Source organism: Aeromonas sp. 603404, assembly GCF_049171775.1.
Lineage (GTDB): Bacteria > Pseudomonadota > Gammaproteobacteria > Enterobacterales > Aeromonadaceae > Aeromonas > Aeromonas veronii_A.
Map to the genome: position 1 here is coordinate 138344 of NZ_JAAKPE010000006.1, position 21855 is coordinate 160198.

At 59.7% G+C, this 21855-nt stretch carries 18 protein-coding genes; 12 read left to right on the forward strand and 6 right to left on the reverse strand.

The window, feature by feature from the left end:
• The first annotated feature begins 26 nt into the window (after positions 1–26).
• The 12 genes from G5306_RS10660 to G5306_RS10715 all read left to right on the forward strand — a co-directional run bounded on the left by G5306_RS10660 (position 27) and on the right by G5306_RS10715 (position 16515).
• Positions 27–452, forward strand: a complete 426-nt coding sequence (locus G5306_RS10660; RefSeq protein WP_216954499.1) for an MSHA biogenesis protein MshP — start codon at positions 27–29, stop codon at positions 450–452.
• The gene (locus G5306_RS10665; RefSeq protein ID WP_421312847.1) at positions 449–4105 is read left to right on the forward strand and encodes a DUF6701 domain-containing protein; all 3657 of its coding nucleotides are present in this window, start codon (positions 449–451) and stop codon (positions 4103–4105) included. Before G5306_RS10660 ends, G5306_RS10665 begins: the two co-directional genes overlap by 4 nt.
• A 204-nt stretch (positions 4106–4309) precedes the next feature.
• Positions 4310–5350 carry a rod shape-determining protein gene (locus G5306_RS10670; RefSeq protein ID WP_005340051.1) on the forward strand — a complete coding sequence of 347 codons (1041 nt, stop codon included), beginning with the start codon at positions 4310–4312 and terminating at the stop codon, positions 5348–5350.
• A gap of 42 nt (positions 5351–5392) precedes the next feature.
• Positions 5393–6289, forward strand: a complete 897-nt coding sequence (gene mreC, locus G5306_RS10675; protein WP_216952752.1) for a rod shape-determining protein MreC — start codon at positions 5393–5395, stop codon at positions 6287–6289.
• Positions 6289–6774 (forward strand): rod shape-determining protein MreD, encoded by a 486-nt coding sequence (gene mreD / locus G5306_RS10680; protein WP_033112548.1) that lies wholly within the window; start codon positions 6289–6291, stop codon positions 6772–6774. Before mreC ends, mreD begins: the two co-directional genes overlap by 1 nt.
• Before the next feature lie 2 nt (positions 6775–6776).
• Positions 6777–7364, forward strand: a complete 588-nt coding sequence (locus G5306_RS10685) for a Maf family protein (protein ID WP_227341517.1) — start codon at positions 6777–6779, stop codon at positions 7362–7364.
• A 95-nt stretch (positions 7365–7459) separates the two neighbouring features.
• Positions 7460–8929, forward strand: coding sequence for a ribonuclease G (rng, locus tag G5306_RS10690; protein ID WP_005340056.1), 1470 nt, complete (start codon positions 7460–7462; stop codon positions 8927–8929).
• On the forward strand, positions 8930–12823 hold the full coding sequence (locus G5306_RS10695; protein WP_421312848.1) for a YhdP family protein: 3894 nt from the start codon (positions 8930–8932) through the stop codon (positions 12821–12823).
• Positions 12824–12857: 34 nt separating this feature from the next.
• On the forward strand, positions 12858–13178 hold the full coding sequence (locus G5306_RS10700; RefSeq protein WP_266134575.1) for a Dabb family protein: 321 nt from the start codon (positions 12858–12860) through the stop codon (positions 13176–13178).
• Positions 13179–13203: 25 nt separating this feature from the next.
• Positions 13204–14037 carry a carbon-nitrogen hydrolase family protein gene (locus tag G5306_RS10705; RefSeq protein ID WP_421312849.1) on the forward strand — a complete coding sequence of 278 codons (834 nt, stop codon included), beginning with the start codon at positions 13204–13206 and terminating at the stop codon, positions 14035–14037.
• 133 nt (positions 14038–14170) lie between these two features.
• Complete coding sequence (gene tldD, locus G5306_RS10710) at positions 14171–15619, forward strand: metalloprotease TldD (protein ID WP_421312850.1); 1449 nt, start codon at positions 14171–14173, stop codon at positions 15617–15619.
• Positions 15620–15651: 32 nt separating this feature from the next.
• Complete coding sequence (locus tag G5306_RS10715; RefSeq protein ID WP_108588468.1) at positions 15652–16515, forward strand: SIS domain-containing protein; 864 nt, start codon at positions 15652–15654, stop codon at positions 16513–16515.
• 68 nt (positions 16516–16583) lie between these two features.
• Here G5306_RS10715 and G5306_RS10720 read toward each other — a convergent pair whose 3' ends face one another.
• The 6 genes from G5306_RS10720 to G5306_RS10745 all read right to left on the reverse strand — a co-directional run bounded on the left by G5306_RS10720 (position 16584) and on the right by G5306_RS10745 (position 21735).
• Positions 16584–17219, reverse strand: a complete 636-nt coding sequence (locus G5306_RS10720) for a DUF2057 family protein (RefSeq protein WP_421312851.1) — start codon at positions 17217–17219, stop codon at positions 16584–16586.
• A 41-nt stretch (positions 17220–17260) separates the two neighbouring features.
• Positions 17261–18334: a porin gene (locus G5306_RS10725; RefSeq protein WP_227341512.1), complete on the reverse strand. Its 1074-nt coding sequence runs from the start codon at positions 18332–18334 to the stop codon at positions 17261–17263.
• 102 nt (positions 18335–18436) lie between these two features.
• On the reverse strand, positions 18437–19891 hold the full coding sequence (gene murP / locus G5306_RS10730) for a PTS N-acetylmuramic acid transporter subunit IIBC (RefSeq protein WP_421312852.1): 1455 nt from the start codon (positions 19889–19891) through the stop codon (positions 18437–18439).
• 96 nt (positions 19892–19987) lie between these two features.
• Positions 19988–20884, reverse strand: a complete 897-nt coding sequence (murQ, locus tag G5306_RS10735; RefSeq protein ID WP_227341511.1) for an N-acetylmuramic acid 6-phosphate etherase — start codon at positions 20882–20884, stop codon at positions 19988–19990.
• 262 nt (positions 20885–21146) lie between these two features.
• Positions 21147–21350 (reverse strand): hypothetical protein, encoded by a 204-nt coding sequence (locus G5306_RS10740; protein WP_041209699.1) that lies wholly within the window; start codon positions 21348–21350, stop codon positions 21147–21149.
• Positions 21351–21531: 181 nt separating this feature from the next.
• On the reverse strand, positions 21532–21735 hold the full coding sequence (locus G5306_RS10745) for a hypothetical protein (RefSeq protein ID WP_216952760.1): 204 nt from the start codon (positions 21733–21735) through the stop codon (positions 21532–21534).
• Between the last annotated feature and the right edge of the window lie 120 nt (positions 21736–21855).

A 21855-nucleotide genomic window follows, 5' to 3' on the forward strand; every position in this document is an offset into this window, starting at 1 on the left:
CAGGACGGATGCGTGGTAGCGCCCTGATGATCGCCCTGTTTGTGATCGTGGTGATGGCGCTGCTGGCGGCCGCCATGGGCCGTTTTCTGGTCGACAGTAGCGAGAAAAATACCGTGGAGGTACGCAGTGTGCGTGCTCTGCTGGCCGCCCAGAGCGGGCTGGAGATTGCTCTGTATCAGCTGTTTCCGAACCGGCCTGCTGCGCCATCTCCCCAGGATCGTTGTGACTGGATCAGCCCGACCCCCTCGTTCACCGGCGTTACCGGTCTGGTGCAGTGCCAAGTTGCTGTGCGTTGCACTCAGGTTCCGGTGACCTATAACGGTGCCGTGACTAATGGCTATCGTCTCGAGAGTGTCGGAACCTGTGGTTCCTCTGAACTGGATAGTGCGAGTCCCGATTTTGCCGTGAGCAGAACTCTGATGCTTGAAGCGTATGACGGAGGCGGACAATGAAATGGGTATGGGCGCTTGCCCTCTTTACTGGCCATGTCTGGGCCTTCGACCCTATCGACACAGGCACGCTCTTTCCGGATGTGGTGCAAGGGCATCATGGCAACAACAATAACGTTTGCCATCAGATTAGCGGCTACCAGCTTAGCCAACTCAACAACGCCAAGATCAACGGTTCCGGCGGTTTGCCTCTCAACTTCTGCTCCATCCAGCCGGATCAGAACAATACGCCGCGCTGCGATGATGGTACTGGCGGCTACATGGTTTGTAGCGTTACTGGCAAAGATATCCGCGGGCTGTCCCTGAGCGGGAATAATGCTTTTCCCGCCATCACCTCCAATTCGACCCAGCTCTGTTCGTTCGGTGCGCAAACGGCTTCCAGTACCTCTTATGGTGCGATGACGGTAGAAAACTGCACTATGACGTTCCCCAGCCGCAGCACCTACCTGATCAAGACGCTGACAGTGCGCAACAACGCGATCCTGGTGCTGGGGGAGGGGGATTACTTCATCGACAAGCTGATTCTGGACAGCGGTACCATCCGTCTCTCAGGCAGTGGCACCACCCGGATTTTCGTCAATCAGGATGTCAAGCTGGTCAATACGGTCAATATCAATGCCAATAATCAGGGCAGTCTCATCTGGGTTAACTATAACGACATGGTGATCGACAACCGCACCACGTTTTATGGTTATCTCTATGCCGATGGGAAGCTCACCATGAACAATAATGCCACCGTCTATGGCAGGGTGACGGCCCGCTATCTGGCCATGGATGCCCAGTCCAGCATCAATGAAGCGGTACTTCCGCCGATGCTGACCTGTTTTGTCGACGGTTTCGAAAGCAGCCAGATCAACCCCGACAGTTGGGTCGTGGCTCAGCGCAACAACAGCACATTGCCATCGGTGCAGAATGGTCGCCTGCGTCTCACCCAGAACGTCACCAACCAGGCCACGTCGGCCACTTTCCAGCGCCTCTTCCCCGGGGCTGGTAACCTGGTGACGGTCGAGTTCGATCAATACGCCTACAAGACTTCCGGCACAAGCGGGGCGGATGGCATGGCGGTGGTGCTCTCGGATGCCACCCTGACGCCACAACCAGGTGCGTTTGGTGGCCCCCTAGGATACGGTTTCAAGACCGGGATCAGTGGTTTTGCGGGCGGCTGGCTTGGTGTCGGGATCGACGAATACGGCAACTACGCCAATGAGGGGGGGTCTTATAATATCGGCTCCCGACCGCAGGCCGTATCTATTCGCGGATCCGGCTCCGGTACCTCCGGTTACCGCTACCTGGCCGGAACCGCCAGCAATCTCAACCCGACCGTCGACAGCGGTACCAACAGCAATCGCCCCCACCGCTATCGCATTACGGTCGACTCTCGCACGGCGGGCAACTCGGTGGCCACCGTCGAACGGGATAGCGGTGACGGGTTTCGTACGCTCGTTGGTCCAATCAACATGACGAGCCAGACCGGCCAAGCGACAGTACCGGGCAACTTCCTGCTGTCATTGACTGGGTCCACCGGGTCGGTGACCAACTTCCACGAGATCGATAACGTGCGGATCTGTGCGCTGCGTTCCAGTCCAGTGGGCACCCAGATCGATCATTTCGAATTCGATCACAGCGGCAATGCGCTGACCTGCAACCCTGAAACCCTGACCATTCGGGCCTGTGCCAATGCCGACTGCAGCCTGTTGGTGACCGAGCCCGTGACTGCCACCCTGCAACCCGTAACGAGTAGCAGCGGTGGTTGGGTGGGAGGCAATCAAGTGAGCTTCAGCGGAGGAACCACCACGCTGGCGCTGCGACAGAATACCGCCGGTACGGTGACCGTCGGGGTCAGCGGCTCGACGCCCTCGACCAAACCGTTGAGTACCACCCTGTGCCGGGTTGGCGGTGGCGCCAAGAGTGCGGCTGCCTGTACGCTCACCTTTGCCGACAGCGGATTTATCTTCGACGTGCCCGACACCTACTCGAACCAGCCGCAGACGGTGACCATCAAGGCGGTCAAGAAGAGCGACGTGACCAGGCAGTGCGTGCCGGGGTTTGCCAACCAGAGCAAGAGCGTCAAGTTCTGGGGTAGCTATATCACCCCCACCAGTAACCCCTATAACAGCCAGATGAGCGTCAACAGCAGTACGATTGGTGCCAGTCAGGGCGCTGCAACGCCGCTCTCCCTCGCATTCGATGCTCAGGGGCAGTCGACCATAACGGTTAAGTACCCGGACGCGGGCAAGGTGCAACTGGATGCCCGTTATGATGGTACCGGCAGTGAAGCCGGTCTGGTGATGCTCGGCGCGGATCAGTTTGTAGCGCGTCCGGTGGGCTTGTGCATTACCCCTCCGCAAGGGGTATGCGCGGCAGGTGACAGCAGTTGCCCGGTATTCAAAAAAGCGGGGGAGACGTTTCAGGTAGATATCAAGGCGATGGCCTGGGAGTCGGCTAATGATGGGGATATCTGCGCAGGAAATCAGACTACGCCCAACTTTGTGCTGAGTGGCATTGGCTTGGGTAGCACCTTGGTGGCACCAAGCCCCGGCTCCAATGCCGTATTGGGTACTTCTACTTACAACCACGTGGCAGCGACCAACAGTGTCAATAGCCTTAGCCAGACTGTGAGCGAGGTGGGAGTGTTCCGGATGACGGCGACGCCACCAGCCAATGGCTACTTCAATTACACCATCCCATCAGCCCAGAGCCAGCCGGTGGGGCGTTTTATTCCTGCCGACTTCAATCTGGTCAGCGGTGATATCGTGCCGGCCTGCAATGCGTTCTCCTACATGGGCCAGCCCTTTGGCGTTGCGCTGGATGTGCAGGCTCGTAACACGACGGGTGTACAGACCCTGAATTATACGGGGCCCTTTGCCAAGGGAAGTGCTTTTATCTCGGTTGCCAATAACCAGGATGGTAAATCCCTGTCGAACCGCTTGCGCAGTTTGCAGCCGTTGCCATGGCTAAATGGCCGGGCGACTTTGACTGCCGGTAGCAGCGAGTTTGTGCGCCTCTCTGACACGCAACCGGATGGTCCCTACAACTCTTTGCTGTTTGGCCTTTATATGAGGGATAACGATGGCGACAGAACGCTGATTGCCAGCCCGAATTTCAATGATGCCGTAGTGGGTAACTGCAGTGGCCGCGGTTGTAATGCCCGTTTAATCGACAGTGTGCCAATGAAAGCCTATTTCGGCCGCCTGCAGGCGGGCACGGAGGCAGGCCTGGCCTCGGCGCCGCTGGCCATTCCGCAGCAGATGCAATATTACGAAGCGGGCAACTGGTTGTTGAACAAGGAAGATCAATGTACCCAGCTCTCTTTGGCCAATCAGGGGTTCACTTTCCTCAACCCGAGTCACACCTTTGATGGGGCCAGCCGTGACCTGGAGCTGGGGGCGGGTCGCAAGATAAAGCTGGGGTTGGGCAGTTCGGCACCGGGTGGGGAGGCTGCACTGGCGAAAGACGGGGAGATCCTGTTCCACTTTGCCAAGCCGGACATCTCGGTGCGCATCCCCTACAAGGTCGAATTGGCAAAACAGCCGTCGCAGCCACTCTGGTTGTCTGACCCAACGAGTGCCAATGACGGCAACCTGCAAGGTGAGGCCATTTTCGGCTCCAGCCGGGGTAATGACAGAATTATTTATCGGCGCGAAGTATTGCACTGAATGATGTGAAAGGAGGAATGGCTCAACAGCATCCCCCTAAATCCTTGTTTATTAGTGTTTGCAAGCGTGTGCGAGTGAGTGATGACTCGCATTTTTGTCGCGCCTGATTGATTGGCGACAGTTTGAGCGCTTGCCCATTGGGGTGGGCATTGGTAAAGTTAGCCGGTTTTCTGCACCTCCAAATTCTTAGGATTTCCCGTAGCCATGTTCAAAAAGCTCAGAGGCGTCTTTTCCAACGATCTGTCGATCGATTTGGGAACTGCCAACACCCTGATCTATGTAAAAGATCAAGGGATCGTCCTTAACGAACCCTCAGTTGTCGCCATTCGCCAAGAGCGCGGGAACGCCAAATCGGTCGCTGCTGTCGGTCATGCCGCTAAGCAGATGCTGGGCCGAACCCCGGGCAACATTTCCGCAATCCGCCCGATGAAAGATGGCGTGATCGCCGATTTCTACGTGACCGAGAAGATGCTGCAGCACTTCATCAAGCAGGTTCACGACAACAACTATTTCCGCCCCAGCCCGCGCGTGCTGGTGTGTGTACCGTGCGGTTCAACCCAGGTTGAGCGTCGCGCCATCAAGGAATCCGCACTGGGTGCCGGTGCCCGTGAGGTCTACCTGATCGACGAGCCTATGGCCGCTGCCATCGGTGCCGGCCTGCCGGTCTCCGAAGCGACCGGTTCCATGGTCGTGGATATCGGTGGTGGTACCACTGAAGTGGCCATCATCTCCCTGAACGGTGTGGTCTACTCCCAGTCTGTCCGTATCGGTGGCGACAAGTTTGACGAAGCGATCATCAGCTACGTCCGTCGCAACTACGGCAGCCTGATCGGTGAAGCTACTGCCGAGCGCATCAAGCACGAGATCGGCTCCGCCTACCCGGGCGAAGAGGTGCGCGAGATTGAAGTACGTGGTCGCAACCTGGCTGAAGGTGTGCCGCGCAGCTTTACCCTCAACTCCAACGAGATCCTGGAAGCGCTGCAAGAGCCGCTGTCCGGTATCGTGGCTGCCGTGATGGTTGCGCTGGAACAGTCTCCGCCGGAACTGGCATCCGACATCTCCGAGCGCGGCATGGTGCTAACCGGTGGTGGTGCGCTGCTGAAAGATATCGACCGTCTGCTGATGGAAGAGACCGGTATCCCCGTCGTCGTTGCCGAAGATCCCCTCACCTGTGTGGCCCGTGGCGGCGGCAAGGCGCTGGAGCTGATCGATATGCACGGTGGCGATCTGTTCCACTACGAATAAGACCCAAAGCCGGCCAGCGTGCCGGCTCTTTTTTGACGACCCATGAAACCCATTTTTGGTAGAGGCCCTTCGCTTCAGTTACGGTTGTTTCTCGCCGTCATCATCTCCATTGCTGCCATCGTCGCGGATTCTCGCTTCGGTGTGTTTACCCATGTCCGCGTCTACCTCAGTTCGTTAGTCAGTCCGTTGCAGTACATGGCCAATGCGCCCGGCACCCTGCTCGACACCATGTCGACCCAGGTGCAGACCCGCGCCGATCTCATCGAGCAGACCAAGCAGCAGGAGCAGCAACTGTTCACCCTGCGCGCCCGCCTGCTCAAAATGGATCAGCTGGAGCACGAGAACCAGCGGCTGCGTGAGCTGCTCGGTTCGCCGGTGCACAAAGAGTCCCGCAAGATGGTAGCCGAGCTGCTGTCGGTGGACTCCGACCCCTTCAGCCATCAGGTGCTGATCAACAAGGGGGCACTGGATGGCGTCTACAACGGTCAGGCAGTGATCAACGATCAGGGTGTGATTGGTCAGGTGCTCCATGTGGGCTCCACCACCAGTCGCGTCCTGCTGATCACCGATTCCAGCCACGGCATTCCGGTGCGGGTGCTGCGCAACGATTTGCGTGCCATCGCTTCCGGCAGTGGCGAGCTCGACAAGCTGGAGCTGCGCAACCTGCCGCGCAACACCGATATTCAGGTGGGTGATCTGCTGGTCACCTCCGGTCTTGGTGGCCGCTTCCCGGAAGGTTATCCGGTGGCAACCGTGACCCGTTCCGAGTATGTGGAGGGCAAGCCCTTCGCCCAGATCGAGGCCAAACCGCTGGTCGAGCTGGATCGGTTGCGCTATCTGCTGCTGCTGTGGACCGACAAGAAGCCCGAGGTAAATGACAAGGATGGCGAACGCCCGGCCCCCGCTGCCGCTGCGTCCGCCGCAGGAGCCACTCGCTGATGCTGCAACCCGCCAGTGGCAGGATCTGGATCTGGATCTCGATCCTGCTGGCTTTAAGCCTGTCGATCCTGCCGCTTCCCTTTGAATTTGATCCATTCCGTCCGGACTGGCTGGCCATGGTGCTCATTTACTGGGCACTGGCGTTGCCGCACCGGACCAACGTCGGTACCGCCTGGGTGGCCGGTCTGCTGCTGGATGTGCTGCTTGGCAGCACCCTCGGCGTGCGCGCCATGGCGATGGCCATTACCACCTATCTGGCGGCCTTCCAGTTCCAGAAGATCCGCAACTTCTCCCTCTGGCAGCAGGCGCTGATCATCGGCTGCCTCTCGCTGGTGGGCAAACTGACGGTCTTCTGGGCCGAGCACCTGTTTAGCCGGGCCAGCCTCAACTTCGCCTACTTTTGGTCGACGTTGACGACGATGCTAATATGGCCCTGGGTGTTTCTGGTGTTGCGCAAAGTGCGGCGCCGCTTCAATATCAGGTAAATATGAGCAAAAACAACGAACTGCAACTCTATCTCGCCTCGGGTTCTCCCCGTCGTCGCGAACTGCTGACCCAGCTTGGCTATCGTTTTGATGTGCTGAAACTGGATGTACCGGAGCAACGGGAAGAGGGGGAGAAGCCGCAAGATTATGTCTGTCGTCTCGCTCGCGACAAGGCGATGGCGGGTGTGGCGTGTGCGCCGACAGCGTTGCCGGTGCTGGGGGCCGACACCATAGTGGTGCTGGGGGATAGGGTGCTGGAAAAACCGTCCGATCTGCTCGATGCCAAGGATATGCTGGAGGCGCTCTCCGGCAAGGTGCATCAGGTGATGACCGCGGTGGCGCTGGCCAGCCCCGAGCGTTGTGACGTGCGACTGGTCACCACCAACGTGGCGTTTCGCAAGCTGGACGAGGCCGAGATCGAGGCTTACTGGCAAACCGGCGAGCCCTGTGACAAGGCCGGGGCCTACGGCATTCAGGGTATTGCCGGCAAGTTTGTCAGCCGTATCGAAGGGAGCTACAGCGCCGTGGTCGGCCTGCCGCTGCTGGAGACGGATCTATTGATCAAGCAGCATCTGGAACAACACAAGTAATTTTCCGTCAGCTGTGCTCTGCTGCGTTCTTCCTTGCGCGCGTTGTACCGGATTGGCTGTATAAGAATTCAAAACTGGAACAGGCAAGGTTAGTTATGTCGGTAGAACTGCTGGTTAACGTTACCCCCTCCGAAACCCGGGTCGCTCTGGTCGAAAACGGTCTGCTGCAGGAAGTGCATGTAGAGCGTCAGGCCAAACGCGGCATTGTCGGCAACATCTACAAAGGCAAGATAAGCCGGGTGCTCCCTGGCATGCAGGCAGCCTTCGTCGATATCGGCATGGACAAGGCGGCCTTTTTGCACGCCTCCGATATTGTGCCCCATACCGAGTGTGTGGCGGTGAAGGAGAAGGAGCAGTTCCAGGTCGGCAACATCGCCGAGCTGGTGCGTCAGGGGCAGGACATCATGGTGCAGGTGGTGAAAGACCCGCTGGGTACCAAGGGTGCCCGTCTCACCACCGATATCACCTTGCCTTCCCGCTATCTGGTCTTTATGCCGGGCAGCGCTCACGTCGGCGTCTCCCAGCGAATCGAGTCCGAAGCGGAGCGGGAACGCCTCAAGCGCACCGTGGCCGGTTATGTGGATGAGCTGGGTGGCTACATCATCCGCACCGCCGCCGAAGGGGTGGGGGAGCAGGAGCTGGAGCAGGATGCTGCCTTCCTCAAACGGCTGTGGCGCAAGATCCTCGAGCGCAAGCAGAAGTATCCCCCCTGCAAGATCCTCTACGAGGATCCCAGTCTGGCCTTTCGGGTGGTGCGCGACTTCGTCGGTGCCGAGCTCGACAAGATCCGCGTTGATTCCCGCCAGAGCTTCGATCAGCTCAAGCGCTTCACCGAAGAGTACGTGCCTGAGCTGGCCAGCAAGCTGGAGTACTACCCCGGCGAGTCGCCCATCTTCGATCTCTACGACGTGGAGAACGAGATCCAGCGGGCGCTGGAGCGCAAGGTGGAGCTGAAATCCGGCGGCTACCTCATCATCGACCAGACCGAAGCCATGACCACGGTGGATATCAACACCGGCGCCTTTGTCGGCCATCGTAATCTGGAAGAGACCATCTTCAATACCAACGTCGAGGCGACGGCAGCCATCGCTCGTCATCTGCGCCTGCGCAACCTCGGTGGCATCATCATCATCGACTTCATCGACATGCAGTCGGAAGATCACCGCCGCCGGGTGCTGCACAGTCTGGAGCAGGCGCTGTCCAAGGATCGCGCCAAGACCAACGTCAACGGTTTCTCCCAGCTGGGCCTGGTGGAGATGACCCGCAAGCGCACCCGAGAGAGTCTGGAGCATGTGCTCTGCTCCGAGTGCCCCGAGTGCAAGGGACGCGGCCGGGTCAAGACGGTGGAGTCGGTCTGCTTCGAGATCCTGCGGGAGATCATCCGGGTCAACCGTGCCTACGATGCAGATCAGTTCACCGTCTACGCAGCCCCTGCCGTAGCCGACTATCTCCATGGCGAGGAGTCCCACAGTCTTGCGGAGCTGGAAGTGTTTATCGGCAAGCAGGTGCGGGTGGTGAGCGAGCCTCTCTGCGGCCAGGAGCAGTTCGACGTGGTGATGATGTAATTGGTCTATCGCTGGCTGAGTCGGGGCTGGTTAGCCCTGGGGGTCCTGTTCGTACTGCTGGCCATGCTGGTCACCCTGGTGCGGGTCGGGGGCCCTTTGCTGAATCAGTATCGAGAGAGCCTTATCCACACTCTGCTCGGCGATTCGCAAATCAAGGTCAGCGTCGATCAAATTGGACTGAGCTGGACACAGTCAGGCCCGGCCCTCGAACTGCAACAGCTCGCCGTTGCCCCCGACTCCAAACGCTATACCGTCAAGCTCGGCAAGGCCTGGGTGCATCTCGACTTCTGGCGCACTATTAACGAGCTAAAGCCGGTGTTTGGCGAGCTGATCCTCAGCGATGGCGATATCACCCTCGACTTGCGCCAACCGGCTGACGACAGCCCTTCCGGCGATCCCCAGCAGGGCGCCCTGCTGCGCTTTCTGCTGACCCAGCTCTCCACCTTTGACATCCATAACACCCGGCTCAATGTCACCACCGCACTGGGCGACATGCGAGCACTCGATATTGCCCAACTGCGCTGGCAGAATCGTGGCAAGCGCCATCAGGGGGTCGGTAAGGCCTATCTCATCAACGGGGTAGGCGAGAGCACCCTGGACCTGATACTCGATGTAGATACGCCACAAGATCGGCTCGATCGCCTCAAGGGGCAGCTCTATCTGGGTGCCCGCCAGCTCGATATTACCCCGACCCTCGCCAGGATCCATGCGGGCGAACCCAAGGTTGCCGGTCAGCTCGACTTCCAGCTCTGGAGCGAGTTTGACAGTGGCAAGCTGGGCAATACCCTGCTGGCGTTTGGCAACAACTACCTGATCTGGAAGGATCCCAAGAAAGGGGAGATGCACCGCTTCGGTCTCGATGGTGGCAAGATCCAGCTGCGCCGTGACGGCACTGACTGGCAACTGGCTAGCCACAACGTCACCTTCAAGCTGGATGGCAAACCCTGGTTGCAGAGCCGCTTGCAACTGGAACGGATCGGGGATCGGGTGCAGGGCTATCTGCCCAGTATTGAGTTCGACAAGATCACCCAGATCAGTCAGCTGGTCTCGGCGCTCTACCCCACACTCTGCGAGACCCTGCGCCAGACCAATCCGCAGGGGGCGGTGCAGGATCTGACGCTGCTGGCCAATGCCGACTGGCAGGATCTCTCCTTCAGTGGCCGCTTCAGCAAGGTGCGCCTCAAGGCCTGGCAAGATATACCCGGAATGCAGGATCTCAACGGCGAGTTCTGGCTTACCCCGACCGGCGGTAGCGCCAGATTGGCGCTGGCGAATGACAAGGTGGATCCCGCCCGTCACTTCAAGATGCCGATCCCGGTCGACAACTTCTCGGCCCGCCTCGACTGGTGGCGCGAGGAACAGGGCTGGGTGCTCTACGGGCAGGATATCGCGCTGGATAACCCGGATCTGACCCTGGCCAGCCGTTTCCGCCTCGATCTGTTCGAGCACCCTTTCCTCGCCCTGACCGGCCGCATCGATGTGAAGAATGCGGGCCATGCGGATCGCTACTTCCCGCTGCAGGCGATGGACAAGGGGCTGGTGGATTACCTGAGTGGCGCCATCAAGGGAGGCAAGGCCAAGGGGGCCGACCTGCTCTGGTATGGGGAGTTTCGGGATTTCCCCTACGACAATGGCAAGGGCATCTTCCAGGTGGCGGTGCCGCTGGAGCAGGCCACCTACGAGTTCTTCCCCGGTTGGCAACCGCTTACCGATCTGCAGATCGATCTCTTGTTCCAGAATGCCGGTCTCGATATGCGCAGCCGATCCACCAAACTCGGCAAGGCGAGCTCCGACTCGGTGCATGCCTGGATCCCGGATCTCTCCCCCGGCGCCCACCTCTATGTGGATGCCAAGGTGCAGGGGGAGGGCAAGGCCATCAGCGACTACCTGCAGGACTCCCCGCTGGGCAGTTCGGTAGGTCAGGCGCTGCGGGAGATCGAGATCCGCGGCCCGATGGCAGGATCGGTCAAGCTCGATATTCCTCTCGATGGCGAGAGCGAGGTGAAGGCGAGTGGCGATGCCACCTTCAGCAACAACAAGGTGCGGGTCGCCAGTCTGGATCTGCCGCTGGAGAAGGTCGAGGGGCGCCTCGAATATGACAACGAACAGACCCGTTTCAGTAACCTCAAGGCGAGTTTGTGGAACCAGCCGCTGACCCTCGACTATCAGGGGCGCCAGCATCCGGATCACTATCAGGTCGACCTCGATTTCAAGGGGCAGTGGGATAGCCGCCGCCAACCCGCCGCCATCTCCTCGTACGGTATCCTCAACGGCCGCAGCAACTGGGGCGGCAAGCTCGGGTTGACCTTGCCCGAGAGCAAGCCATTCAGCTTCCAGCTGGCGCTCGACTCCAACCTGCAGGGGATGGGGCTGGATCTGCCGCTGCCGCTGGCCAAGAGCAGCGCCAGCCGGCTGCCGCTCAAGGTGATCGCCCGTGGCCGGGATGGCAGCGCCGACATTCGCGCCGTGCTTGGGGCTGATGTGGATATGCAGACCCGACTGGTTTACGGCGAAGGGGTGCCTTATCTCAGCCGGGTGCGGGTCGATGTGGGACAGCCGGGTGCCCGGGTGCTGCGCGATGCCCCCATGCTGCTTGCCATCAACCAGCAGGAGGCTGACGTTGGCAGCTGGCTGGCACGACTCAAGCAGTGGCTGCCAGCGCAGAACCAGACCGGCAATGCGGTGGTTGGACCGGCCTTCTTGCCGCAGGAGTGGTGGGTGGATGGGCAGCTGGCTCGCGCCTATATCGGCAGTGCCACCCTCAAGGCGGTACGTTTCACCGTGGGGCCGACCAATCAGGCGACCGAGGTGATGATCGACAGCCCCGACGTGATGGGGGTGATCCGCCAGCCCGCAGTAGCCAATCGCCCGGTAGACGCCAAGTTTGCCCGCATCTTCTGGTCCGGCAAGAGTTCGGATCTCAGTCCGGATCCCGATGCCAGGCAGGATAACGCCATCATGGCCTCCATCCCCTGGCTGACATTCAGCTGCGTCGATTGCCGCTTTGGCGCATTGCCGCTCGGCGAAGTGAAAGGGGAGCTGGTGCCCGGCGCCAACAAGGTGACCCTCAAGGGACTGGATATGCGGCTGGCAGGTAGTCAGCTCACCGGCAGCGTCGACTGGCTGGCCGATGGCAATCGGATGGAGACCCGCGCCCGTGGCAAGCTGACTAGCAACAACAGCGAGCTGCTGCTCAAGCGGCTCGGCTACACCTCCCCCATCGGCGATGCCCCCGGCTCCCTCGCTTTTGATCTGAACTGGCAGGATGTGCCCTATCGCCCGAGCCTGCCGACTCTGGGGGGCAGTGCCAACTATCAGCTGGAGGGCGGCACCCTGCGCGAGGTCAACGACAAGGGAGCACGGCTGCTCTCCCTGCTCAGTCTCGACTCCCTGCTGCGCAAGCTGCGCCTCGATTTTCGCGATGTGTTCGACAAGGGTTTCTACTTCGAATCCATGTCTGCTTCTGCCACCATCAAGCAGGGGCAGGTCAGCAACAATGATTTCTATATGAAGGGGGCGGCAGGCAATCTGCGCGGCGAGGGGATCGCCGATTTGGTGCGCTGGCGGCTCGACTACGAGCTGAGCTTTTCCCCGAATCTGGGTGGCACCCTGCCGGTGGTGGCGGCCTTTTCCATCACGCCGATCACGGGTCTCTATGTGCTGGCCCTCTCCAAACTGCTGGAGCCGGTGGTGGATGTGGTGACCCGCATCGATTTTCGCATCTCGGGCCCGCTCGACGCACCCAAGCTGATCGAGGCGGGACGAGATCGCGCGCGCATCAAGCTCAACCAGCAGCAGAAAGAGGCGGTTGACGCCGTTGCCCCCGGCCTGCCGACCCAAGAGGTGACCCCTTTCCTGCTGAGCCCTAAACACGCGGGGCCCGCTCAGCGCTGAACGAGCGGCCCGGCACCATCACAAGGAGTGAGCCATGATCCGACATATCCTGCTGATCGCCTTCAAGCCGGGCACCCAGCCTGCCCAGATAGATGCGGTGCGTACCGCCTTTCTCGCCATTCCCCATCAGGTCAGCGGCGTGACCGCCATGGAGTGGGGGGAGAATGACAGCCCGGAGGGGAGGGATGATGGCTTTACCCACAGCGTGCTGATGACCTTCGCCGACGAAGCAGCCCGCCAGCGCTATCTGCCCCATCCGGATCACGATGCCCTCAAGGCCATCTTCCGCCCGGTGCTGGAGCGCATCATAGTGCTGGATTACACCCTGCAGGCGGGGGATGCTGTCACCGTCTGATGGCCCAAGCGACAAGGAGAACGTCATGTGGTTAGCCGCAATACAGCTGGTATCTGGCCGTCACTGGCAGGATAACCGGGAGCAGATCGCCGCCGAGCTGGCAGCCTTGCCAAAAGAGCGGCCGCTGCTGGTGCTGCTGCCGGAGAACTTTGCCCTGTTTGGCGAACGACAGGGCTATCTGGATGGTGCCGAGGCAATCGGCTCCGATCCCAGCGCCACTCTGAGCGGAGCAACGCCCATTCAACAACAACTGGCCGAATGGGCCCGCGATTATGGCATCTGGCTGGTGGCTGGGGCTATGCCGACCACCATCGCAGGTTCTGACCATATCCACACCAGCTCGCTGGTGTTTGACCCAAGTGGTGAGCTTAGGGGCCACTACCACAAGATCCACCTGTTCGACGTGGATGTGGCGGACAATCACGGTCGCTATCGGGAGTCGGAAACTTTCAGTGCTGGTCAGGACTGCGTGCTGGTGGACTCCCCCTTTGGTCCCCTCGGCCTCTCGATCTGTTATGATTTGCGCTTTCCCGAGCTCTACCGCCAGTTGGCCCGTGCCGGTGCCCGCGTGCTGCTGGTGCCTGCCGCCTTTACCGCCGTGACAGGCGAGGCGCACTGGGAGCCGCTGCTGCGGGCTCGCGCCATCGAAAACCAGTGCTACGTAGTCGCGGCCAATCAGGGCGGCACTCACGAAACGGGGCGCCAGACCTGGGGCCACAGCATGGTGATCGACCCCTGGGGCCGGGTGCTGGCCAGCAAAGAGTCCGGGCGCGGCACAGTGCTGGCGAAGATGGAGCCCGGGCTTATCGACGAATTGAAACGCACCATGCCAGTGCTGCAACACGCCCGTTTGCTCTGATGGTGTGGTGAAAAATTGAAACGCAGCCGTTTGCCCGTGCTGGAGCATGCCCGTTTGTTGTGATGGTGTGGCTTGTTGCCAACCCGTCGGCAAGACGATTTAAAACAGCTCGTTACGAGAGTGGAGAAGAAGATTGAGTCTATTGAGCCAGGTTAGTGCCTCCCTGTTGGCCCCGAACGACCTCGACGAAGGGCGCCTGCAGCAGCTGCTCTGCAGCCTGATGAGCCATCAGGTGGAGTTCGGCGATCTCTATTTCCAGCGCAGCTGGCACGAGTCCTGGATGCTGGAAGATGGCATCGTCAAGGATGGCAGCTACAACATCGATCAGGGGGTCGGGGTGCGCGCCGTCAGCGGCGAGAAGACCGGTTTCGCCTACTCGGACGAGCTGAGCCTGCTGGCGTTGCAACAGTCGGTGACTGCCGCTCGCGGCATCGCCGCAGCAGGTGCTCACGGCAAGGTGAAGGCGTGGACTCGCACCGAAGCGAACCTGCTCTATCCGGCCATGGATCCGCTGCAGACCCTCGACAAGCACCAGAAGATCGCCCTACTGGAGCAGATGGACAAGTTCGCCAGAAGTCTGGACCCCGCCATCAATCAGGTGATGGCCTCCATCAGCGGCGTCTACGAAGAGGTGCTGGTTGCTGCGACAGACGGTACCCTGGCTGCCGATATTCGCCCGCTGGTGCGGCTGTCTGTGACCGTGATTGCCGAGAAGGGCGATCGCCGCGAGCGTGGCAGTGCAGGTGGCGGCGGCCGCTTTGGTTACGACTGGTTCCTCGAACTGGACGGACTGGAGAGCCGCGCCTTTGGCTATGTGCGTGAAGCGGTGCGTCAGGCGCTGGTCAATCTGGAAGCCATCGACGCGCCAGCCGGCACCATGCCGGTGGTGTTGGGCTCCGGCTGGCCCGGCGTGCTGCTGCACGAGGCGGTGGGTCATGGTCTGGAGGGGGATTTCAACCGCAAGGGATCTTCCGCATTTGCTGGCCGCATCGGCGAGCAGGTGGCCTCCAAGCACTGCACCATCGTCGATGATGGCACCCTGCCGGGTCGGCGCGGCTCCGTCTCCATTGATGACGAGGGCACACCGGGTGGCTACAACGTGCTGATCGAGAACGGTATCCTCAAGGGGTATTTGCAGGACAAACAGAACGCCCGCCTGATGGGGGTGCCACTCACCGGCAACGGGCGCCGCGAATCCTACGCTGCCATGCCGATGCCGCGCATGACCAACACCTACATGCTGGCGGGCCAGTATGATCCGGCCGAGATCATCGCCTCGGTGAAGAAGGGCATTTATGCCCCCAACTTCGGCGGCGGTCAGGTGGACATCACCTCCGGCAAGTTCGTCTTCTCCGCCTCCGAGGCTTACCTCATCGAGGATGGCAAGATCACCGCTCCCATCAAGGGCGCAACCCTGATCGGCAACGGCCCCGAAGCGATGAGCCAGGTCTCCATGGTGGGCAGCGATCTTGCGCTGGATCGTGGGGTTGGCATCTGCGGCAAGGAGGGGCAGAGCGTACCGGTCGGTGTCGGCCAACCCACCCTCAAACTGGATCAGCTCACCGTGGGTGGCACCCAGTAAGCCTCGACGCAGAACAAGAACAGAGAGAAACCATGCTTACCCTGTCGAAAATATCCAATATCAGGAGCCAGCTCTCCCCCAGCGAGCTCAAGATTGCCGATTACATCCTCTCCTGTCCGGAACAGGTGACCCACTTCTCCTCTCAGGAGCTGGCCCAGCAGGCGGAGGTGAGCCAGTCGAGCATAGTGAAGTTCACCCAGAAGATCGGGTTCAAGGGCTTCACCGCCTTCAAGCTGGCGGTCAGCGAGGATCTGGGGCGCAAGCATGCCATCAAGACCGACAATGTCGGTGATCTCTACAATGGCATCGGGCGAGACGATGATCTGGAGACCATGGCCAAGAAGCTGGCGCAGGAGAAGATCAATTCTATTATCGAGACCACTCAGGCTCTCGACAGTGCTCTGCTGAAGCAGGTACTCGACACCATAGATGGCGCCGGGCGGGTACAGCTGGTGGGGATTGGCGGTTCTGCACTGACCGCCAAGGATCTCTGGTACAAGTTGCTCAAAATTGGCGTAACTACCCTGTTTGCCCAGGATAGCCATGTGCAGATCTCCATCGCCCAGACCCTGGGACCGGGTGATGTGCAGCTGGTCATCTCCTATTCTGGCGCCAGCCGTGATGTGCTGGCGGCGGCCGAGCTGGCCAAGCGCAATGGTGCCACCCTGATTGCCGTGACTTCGTTCCGGCAAACCCAGTTGCGCCAGATGGCCGACATGGTGCTGGATACGGTGGCGGAGGAGAACGAACTGCGTATATCTTCCATCTCCTCCCGTACCGCCCAGAACACCATTACCGACATCCTGTTCCTCGGCCTAGTGCAGCGCAGAGACGAGCGAGCCTGGGCCCTGATTGACGGTACCCGGGATGCCATCGACCGACTCAACAAGGAGTGATGACTGCTCTCCCGCAGCATCATCCGTACAACAAAAAACCACCTGAACAGGTGGTTTTTTGTTGTCTGCTAGAGGTCAAGGGCCCAGCGGATAAAGTCTTTACGCCGCTTGGCATCGGCCGCCAGATAGAGTTCCCGCAGGGTGGCATCCGCCTGCTCCGGCGTAAGTGCCGAAGCTGTATGAGCGGTAGTTGCGGCTTGTGTTGCGAAAATGGGGGCCGGACTCACTGTTGGCGTATGGCTTGCCAGCAGGGCCTGGTAATCGGTGCCCAGACTATCCTGGTTGCGTGGCAGGGCTTGTAGTGCCAGCGGTTGTGAGGTGCCCTTGTCGTCACTCAGCAGCAGGGCCGGGCTGGCGGCAAACTGGCGGATAGCCGAGGAGCTGGTCAGCACCGGGGTGGTCAGTTGCAGCGTCCCTTGTGATGGTGCTGTAAGGGTGAGCAGCAGAGGAGCCGAGGTCACGCGTCCCTGGCTCTCGTTGGTGGAGCGAGGGTCACTTGGGCTGTCAAAGCGGACCAGCAGTCGGGACTCTCCCGCCGGGAGCTCAATGATCCGGGTGAAGGCCGAGGGTTTGCCCTGTGGCGAGGCGAGCAGGGTGAGGGTATCGGCCAGCTCCAGTCGGGCGGCCGTGGCCGGTACGCTGAGCAGCAGGGCAAACAGGGGGGATAATAGTAGGGGAGAGAGCAGGGAGGATCGTGCCATCATAAGACTCCATGAAGGAGCCGGCCCGCAGGCCGGCAACCAGATCAGAATTCGTAGCGCAGGCCGAGGTGGTAGAAGCTCTCGCTGTTGCTGCTGCCACCAAAGCTGGTGATGGTGCTACCAGCCAGACCATCTTCACCATTGCGGATCACATAGGCGCTGTAGAGGGAAGATCGCGGGGTGAGCTTGTATTGCAGCTCCAGCGTAGTATCGCGCAGTGCCATCTGGTCGCCACCCTCGTTGACGAGGTGACGATAGCCTGCGCGGGCCGCCCACTTCTGGTTGATGTCATACACCGCGGTCAGTTCCCACACCTTGTCTTCACTGTCGGCACGGCCATCGCGATAGGTCACCTGATCCTTGCTATAGAGGGCACCCAACATCAGAGGGCCGAGATAGTAGCGGGTACCGATCCCTGCGAAGCGATACTCATCGGCATTGGGATCGACCTTGCTGCCACTGCTCTGGGCTGCTTTGGTCTGCTGATACGCCACGACCGGAGCCAGTTTGCCTGCATTGCCCAGATCGAAGGTGTAGCGCAGGGCGCCGTTGTAACCGTAATCAAGATCCGAGGTGCCGTTACCAAGGATGTAGGCGAGCGAGAGATCCAGATTGCCGAGGGTGTTCTGGTACTGCAGAGTGCCATCCTGACGGAACACCTGCACGGCGGTGGAGTCCACCTTGCTGGCCTGACGGGCCATGGATACATCGGAGGCGGCAAATACATCACCGATATCGGTGAACATGATGAGGCCGGAAGAGACGCGCCCGCCGGTCACCTTGCCCCACTGGCCACCGTCGATCCCGGCCCAGACGTAACGGGCAGTGAGGTCGCTGCTGTTCTTCTGCACGTTGTTGGCGTATTCGGCTGCATTGACCTGATATTGCGCCATGCCGATCACTGCGACATCGTCATTGACGGTCTGACGGGCGGTAAAGCCGATACGGCCATCGAAGTCACCCTGATCATTGCCGCTCTTCTTGTCGGAAATATTGAAGCCAAGACGGCCGTAGAGGTCGACGTTGGAGCCATCGTCAGCCTGATAGATGACGGCCGCATGAGCGGAACCTGTGCCGAGCAGTGCGGGAAGAACCAGAGCAAGCATGGATTTTTTCATTTTTTATCGTTCCTGTACGGGCTCTGTGCCAGAGCCGGGATGAGTTTGGCCATGACCCCGATTGCTCGGGGCCAGACCTTGGCTAGAAATCCGGAGGAGGGATTAACTCAGATCGACGTTCTTGCAGCCGAACATCAGGGTGAAGAGATAGCCGCCGAGGTAGGCGACGGCGAGGCCGACCGCATAGACCATCATGCCGGGGAAGATCCCCTGGGCGGAGGTCATCAGCGGCAGGGCGACGATACCGGATGGTCCAAAGACGGTGTTGAGGCCGACCGGCAGACCCAGCCAGGAGATCAGGCCAACCACGAAGCCCCCCAGCGAACCACCGCAGCAGGCCGTGATAAAGGGTTTGACCCGCGGCAGGGTGACGCCGTAGATGAGCGGCTCACCGACCCCCAGAATGCCCGGAATGATGGTGCCCTTCACCTGAGTGCGCAGTAGGGAATCCTTGCCTGCCCGGCTGTAGAGCGCCAGCGCAGCCCCTACCTGTCCGGCACCGGCCAGCGCCAGGATAGGAAACAGGGAGTTGAAGCCCTGGGCATCCATCAGCGCAAAGTAGACGGGAACGAACCCCTGGTGGATGCCGAACATCACCGAGATGAGGAACAGGCCAGCCAGAATAGCGGTACCGAACGGGTTGCCATTGAGGTTGATGAAGAGCCAGGACATGCCGTTATAGAGCTGCACGCCGAGGGGCATGATCAGGATAAAGGTGACGGCTCCCATGATCAGCAGGGTGATGCAGGAAGTGAGGATCATATCCAGACTGTCCGGCATGTAGCGGCGAACCTGGCGCTCAACTGAGGCGCCTATGATGCAGGCGATCAGCACGCCGATGATGTTGCCGCGGGGATCGATCTGATGGCCGAAGAAGTCGGTGATACCGGAGTAGATGCCGCTGCTGGCCTGAGGGTCATAACCCATGACAAACAGAGAGGCGATGATGGCACCGTTGACGCCGGAGCCACCAAACGCCTTCTGGGCGTTGTAGCCGATCAGTATGCTGAGGAAGCTGAACAATCCCTTGCTGAAGAGCTTCATGTAGCCGACAAATTCGGCCAGCATGCCCCCTGTCTGCTGTCCTTCCAGCAGCAGGGTTTGCTCGATCAGGGTGGCGCAGCCGAGCAGCAGACCCGCAGCGATAAAACCGGGGATCAGCGGTGTGAAAATGGTGGCAAACTTGGCCAGGAAGCGGTGCGCCGCACTGCTCTGTTTCTGCTTCAGCGCCTGTTTGTTGGCGGCGGCGATGTCGACAAGATCCGCTGATTGCGGGCGAGGGGCGGTCAGTGTTTCCGCGTCTGCATTCAGCATGCCATTCATCATTTCGCAGGCGGTCTGGGCTTTGCCCGGACCAAGCACGATCTGGAACTGGTTGTCGCTTTCAATCACCCCCATCACCCCGGCGATCCGTTTGATGGTATCGCGATCGGCATGCAGGCTGTCCGCCAGGCTCAGCCGCAAGCGGGTCATGCAGTGGCCACAGTTGGTGATGTTATCCCGGCCGCCGATGGCCTGGATGATCTGGCCAATCATGGAATCAGTTATTTTTGCCATAAAGAACCCGGTCAGTCTGATGTGAGGGGGCGGATGCCCCCGCTTATGTTGTTATCCTGTCGCCATTGCTGGCGCGGCCAATGTGCGGTCGGCCGATTAATCTGTGCATTTGCTGATAAAGCCGCCGCTGCTTTTCAGCCGCTCTCGTGCTTCGCTGGCGGAGATATTGGCCAGGATCATCACAATGGCGGTCTTGCAATGGTTATCTGCGGCAGCAAGAGCCTGCTCGGCCGTGCCACGATCACATTCGGTTGCTTCCATGACGATGCGCTTCTGGCGCTCCACCAGTTTGGCGTTGGTCGCCTCCACATCCACCATCAGATTGCCGTAGACCTTGCCGGTACGGATCATGGCGCCGGTCGAGAGCATATTGAGGATCAGCTTCTGGGCTGTGCCCGCTTTCATGCGGGAGGAGCCGGTCACAATCTCGGGGCCGACCACGGCGACCATGCTGATGTCGGCCGCTTTGGCGAGCGGGCTGCCCGGGTTGCAGCTGATGCTGCACACTGTGGCACCCAGGCTCCTGGCATATTGCATGGCGCCCAGCACATAGGGGGTTCGCCCGCTGGCTGCGATACCCACCAGCACGTCGTGGGCACTGAAGTGGATATTTTTAAGATCGTTGGCACCGAGTTCTGCATCGTCTTCGGCATTCTCCACCGCCTGCAGTATGGCCTTGTGGCCCCCGGCAATCAGGCCGATGACCAGCTCGGCAGAGACCCCGTAGGTGGGCGGGCATTCGCTGGCGTCCAGGATGCCGAGGCGCCCGGAGGTGCCAGCCCCGATGTAGATCAGGCGGCCGCCTTTGCCAAATGCGGCTGCAATAGCATCGACCGCCTTGGCGATCTCGGGCAGCAGTTGGCCTACAGCCACTGCAACGTGTTGATCTTCTTGATTGATGATCCGCAGCATATCCAGCGTCGGGAGCTGATCGATCTCGATGCTGGCTGGATTGCGGGTTTCGGTAATCATGCTTGATAGGTCAATGGTCATCGCTTCCTCTACTTCAGGTCGTCGCCATTCCCGGCGTAAATCATTCTTCTCGATGCGGGTCATCATGCTCGATTTTTGATTTTTATTATGAGACTGGTGTCGCATAATTAATTATTCCAATTATTTTCTTTTTAAAGGAGGTAAAATTCCATCAGAGGAGCATAGAGAGAAGAGGGGGTGACAGGGGGATTGGCTAGCCTGCTTGATGGGCATGCAACAAAAAGCCCCGGTCAGTAGGCCGGGGCTTGCAGAATCATCGGTGTTAATTGACCGAGATGGCGCGGGCGTCGATGAAGTAACGGGCTTTGCCCTGTTTGTCGATCTGGATTTTGGCGAGCAGCCTCTCTTGCTGCCTGTGTTCCCACAGTTGTTCTATGTTGGCAAGAGCTGGATTGGCTATGCCGAGCACATTCAGGTATTCGTGAAACAGGCTATGACTGCCGATTTCGGTCAGCATCTTGGTCATATGGGCACTCTTCTGGAACAAGGGGGGCAGATACAAGATAGCCATGTCGAGCTGAATGAGCGCTGTACAAAAAACAAACAGAGCTTCTGGCAACAGCAGAGATAATGCGGGTCAGCGAGTGCGGGATCGCAGACAACAAAAAGCCCCGTTCGGTGGAGCGGGGCTGGCTGGTTATTCGGTATCAGTTGATGGATATGGCGCGAGCATCGATGAAGTAACGGGCATTGCCCTGCTTATCGATCTGGATTTTGGCGACCAGCTGCTCCCGCTTTTTATATTCCCAGTGTTGCTCAATCTTGGCGAGGGATGGGCTCGCAATCCCAACCACGTTCAGGTACTCGTGAAACAGGCTATGGCTCCCTATTTCGGTCAGTATCTTCTCCATCTGCATACTCTCCTGAAGTTGAGTGGGTATTCATCAACAAACCTATCAGCGTCCGTCTGAATAAAGTCTGTATAAAAAACAAACTAACCCATTTTTGTGTCAATAACATGATCAGGAACA

Coding starts and splice junctions, on each gene's coding strand:
- G5306_RS10745 (WP_216952760.1), bottom strand. CDS start 21,735: ATGGAGAAGATACTGACCGAAATAGGGAGCCATAGCCTGTTTCACGAG.
- G5306_RS10700 (WP_266134575.1), top strand. CDS start 12,858: ATGATCCGACATATCCTGCTGATCGCCTTCAAGCCGGGCACCCAGCCT.
- G5306_RS10720 (WP_421312851.1), bottom strand. CDS start 17,219: ATGATGGCACGATCCTCCCTGCTCTCTCCCCTACTATTATCCCCCCTG.
- G5306_RS10670 (WP_005340051.1), top strand. CDS start 4,310: ATGTTCAAAAAGCTCAGAGGCGTCTTTTCCAACGATCTGTCGATCGAT.
- G5306_RS10715 (WP_108588468.1), top strand. CDS start 15,652: ATGCTTACCCTGTCGAAAATATCCAATATCAGGAGCCAGCTCTCCCCC.
- mreD (WP_033112548.1), top strand. CDS start 6,289: ATGCTGCAACCCGCCAGTGGCAGGATCTGGATCTGGATCTCGATCCTG.
- mreC (WP_216952752.1), top strand. CDS start 5,393: ATGAAACCCATTTTTGGTAGAGGCCCTTCGCTTCAGTTACGGTTGTTT.
- murP (WP_421312852.1), bottom strand. CDS start 19,891: ATGGCAAAAATAACTGATTCCATGATTGGCCAGATCATCCAGGCCATC.
- G5306_RS10685 (WP_227341517.1), top strand. CDS start 6,777: ATGAGCAAAAACAACGAACTGCAACTCTATCTCGCCTCGGGTTCTCCC.
- G5306_RS10705 (WP_421312849.1), top strand. CDS start 13,204: ATGTGGTTAGCCGCAATACAGCTGGTATCTGGCCGTCACTGGCAGGAT.
- rng (WP_005340056.1), top strand. CDS start 7,460: ATGTCGGTAGAACTGCTGGTTAACGTTACCCCCTCCGAAACCCGGGTC.
- G5306_RS10725 (WP_227341512.1), bottom strand. CDS start 18,334: ATGAAAAAATCCATGCTTGCTCTGGTTCTTCCCGCACTGCTCGGCACA.
- G5306_RS10740 (WP_041209699.1), bottom strand. CDS start 21,350: ATGACCAAGATGCTGACCGAAATCGGCAGTCATAGCCTGTTTCACGAA.
- G5306_RS10660 (WP_216954499.1), top strand. CDS start 27: ATGATCGCCCTGTTTGTGATCGTGGTGATGGCGCTGCTGGCGGCCGCC.
- G5306_RS10665 (WP_421312847.1), top strand. CDS start 449: ATGAAATGGGTATGGGCGCTTGCCCTCTTTACTGGCCATGTCTGGGCC.
- murQ (WP_227341511.1), bottom strand. CDS start 20,884: ATGACCATTGACCTATCAAGCATGATTACCGAAACCCGCAATCCAGCC.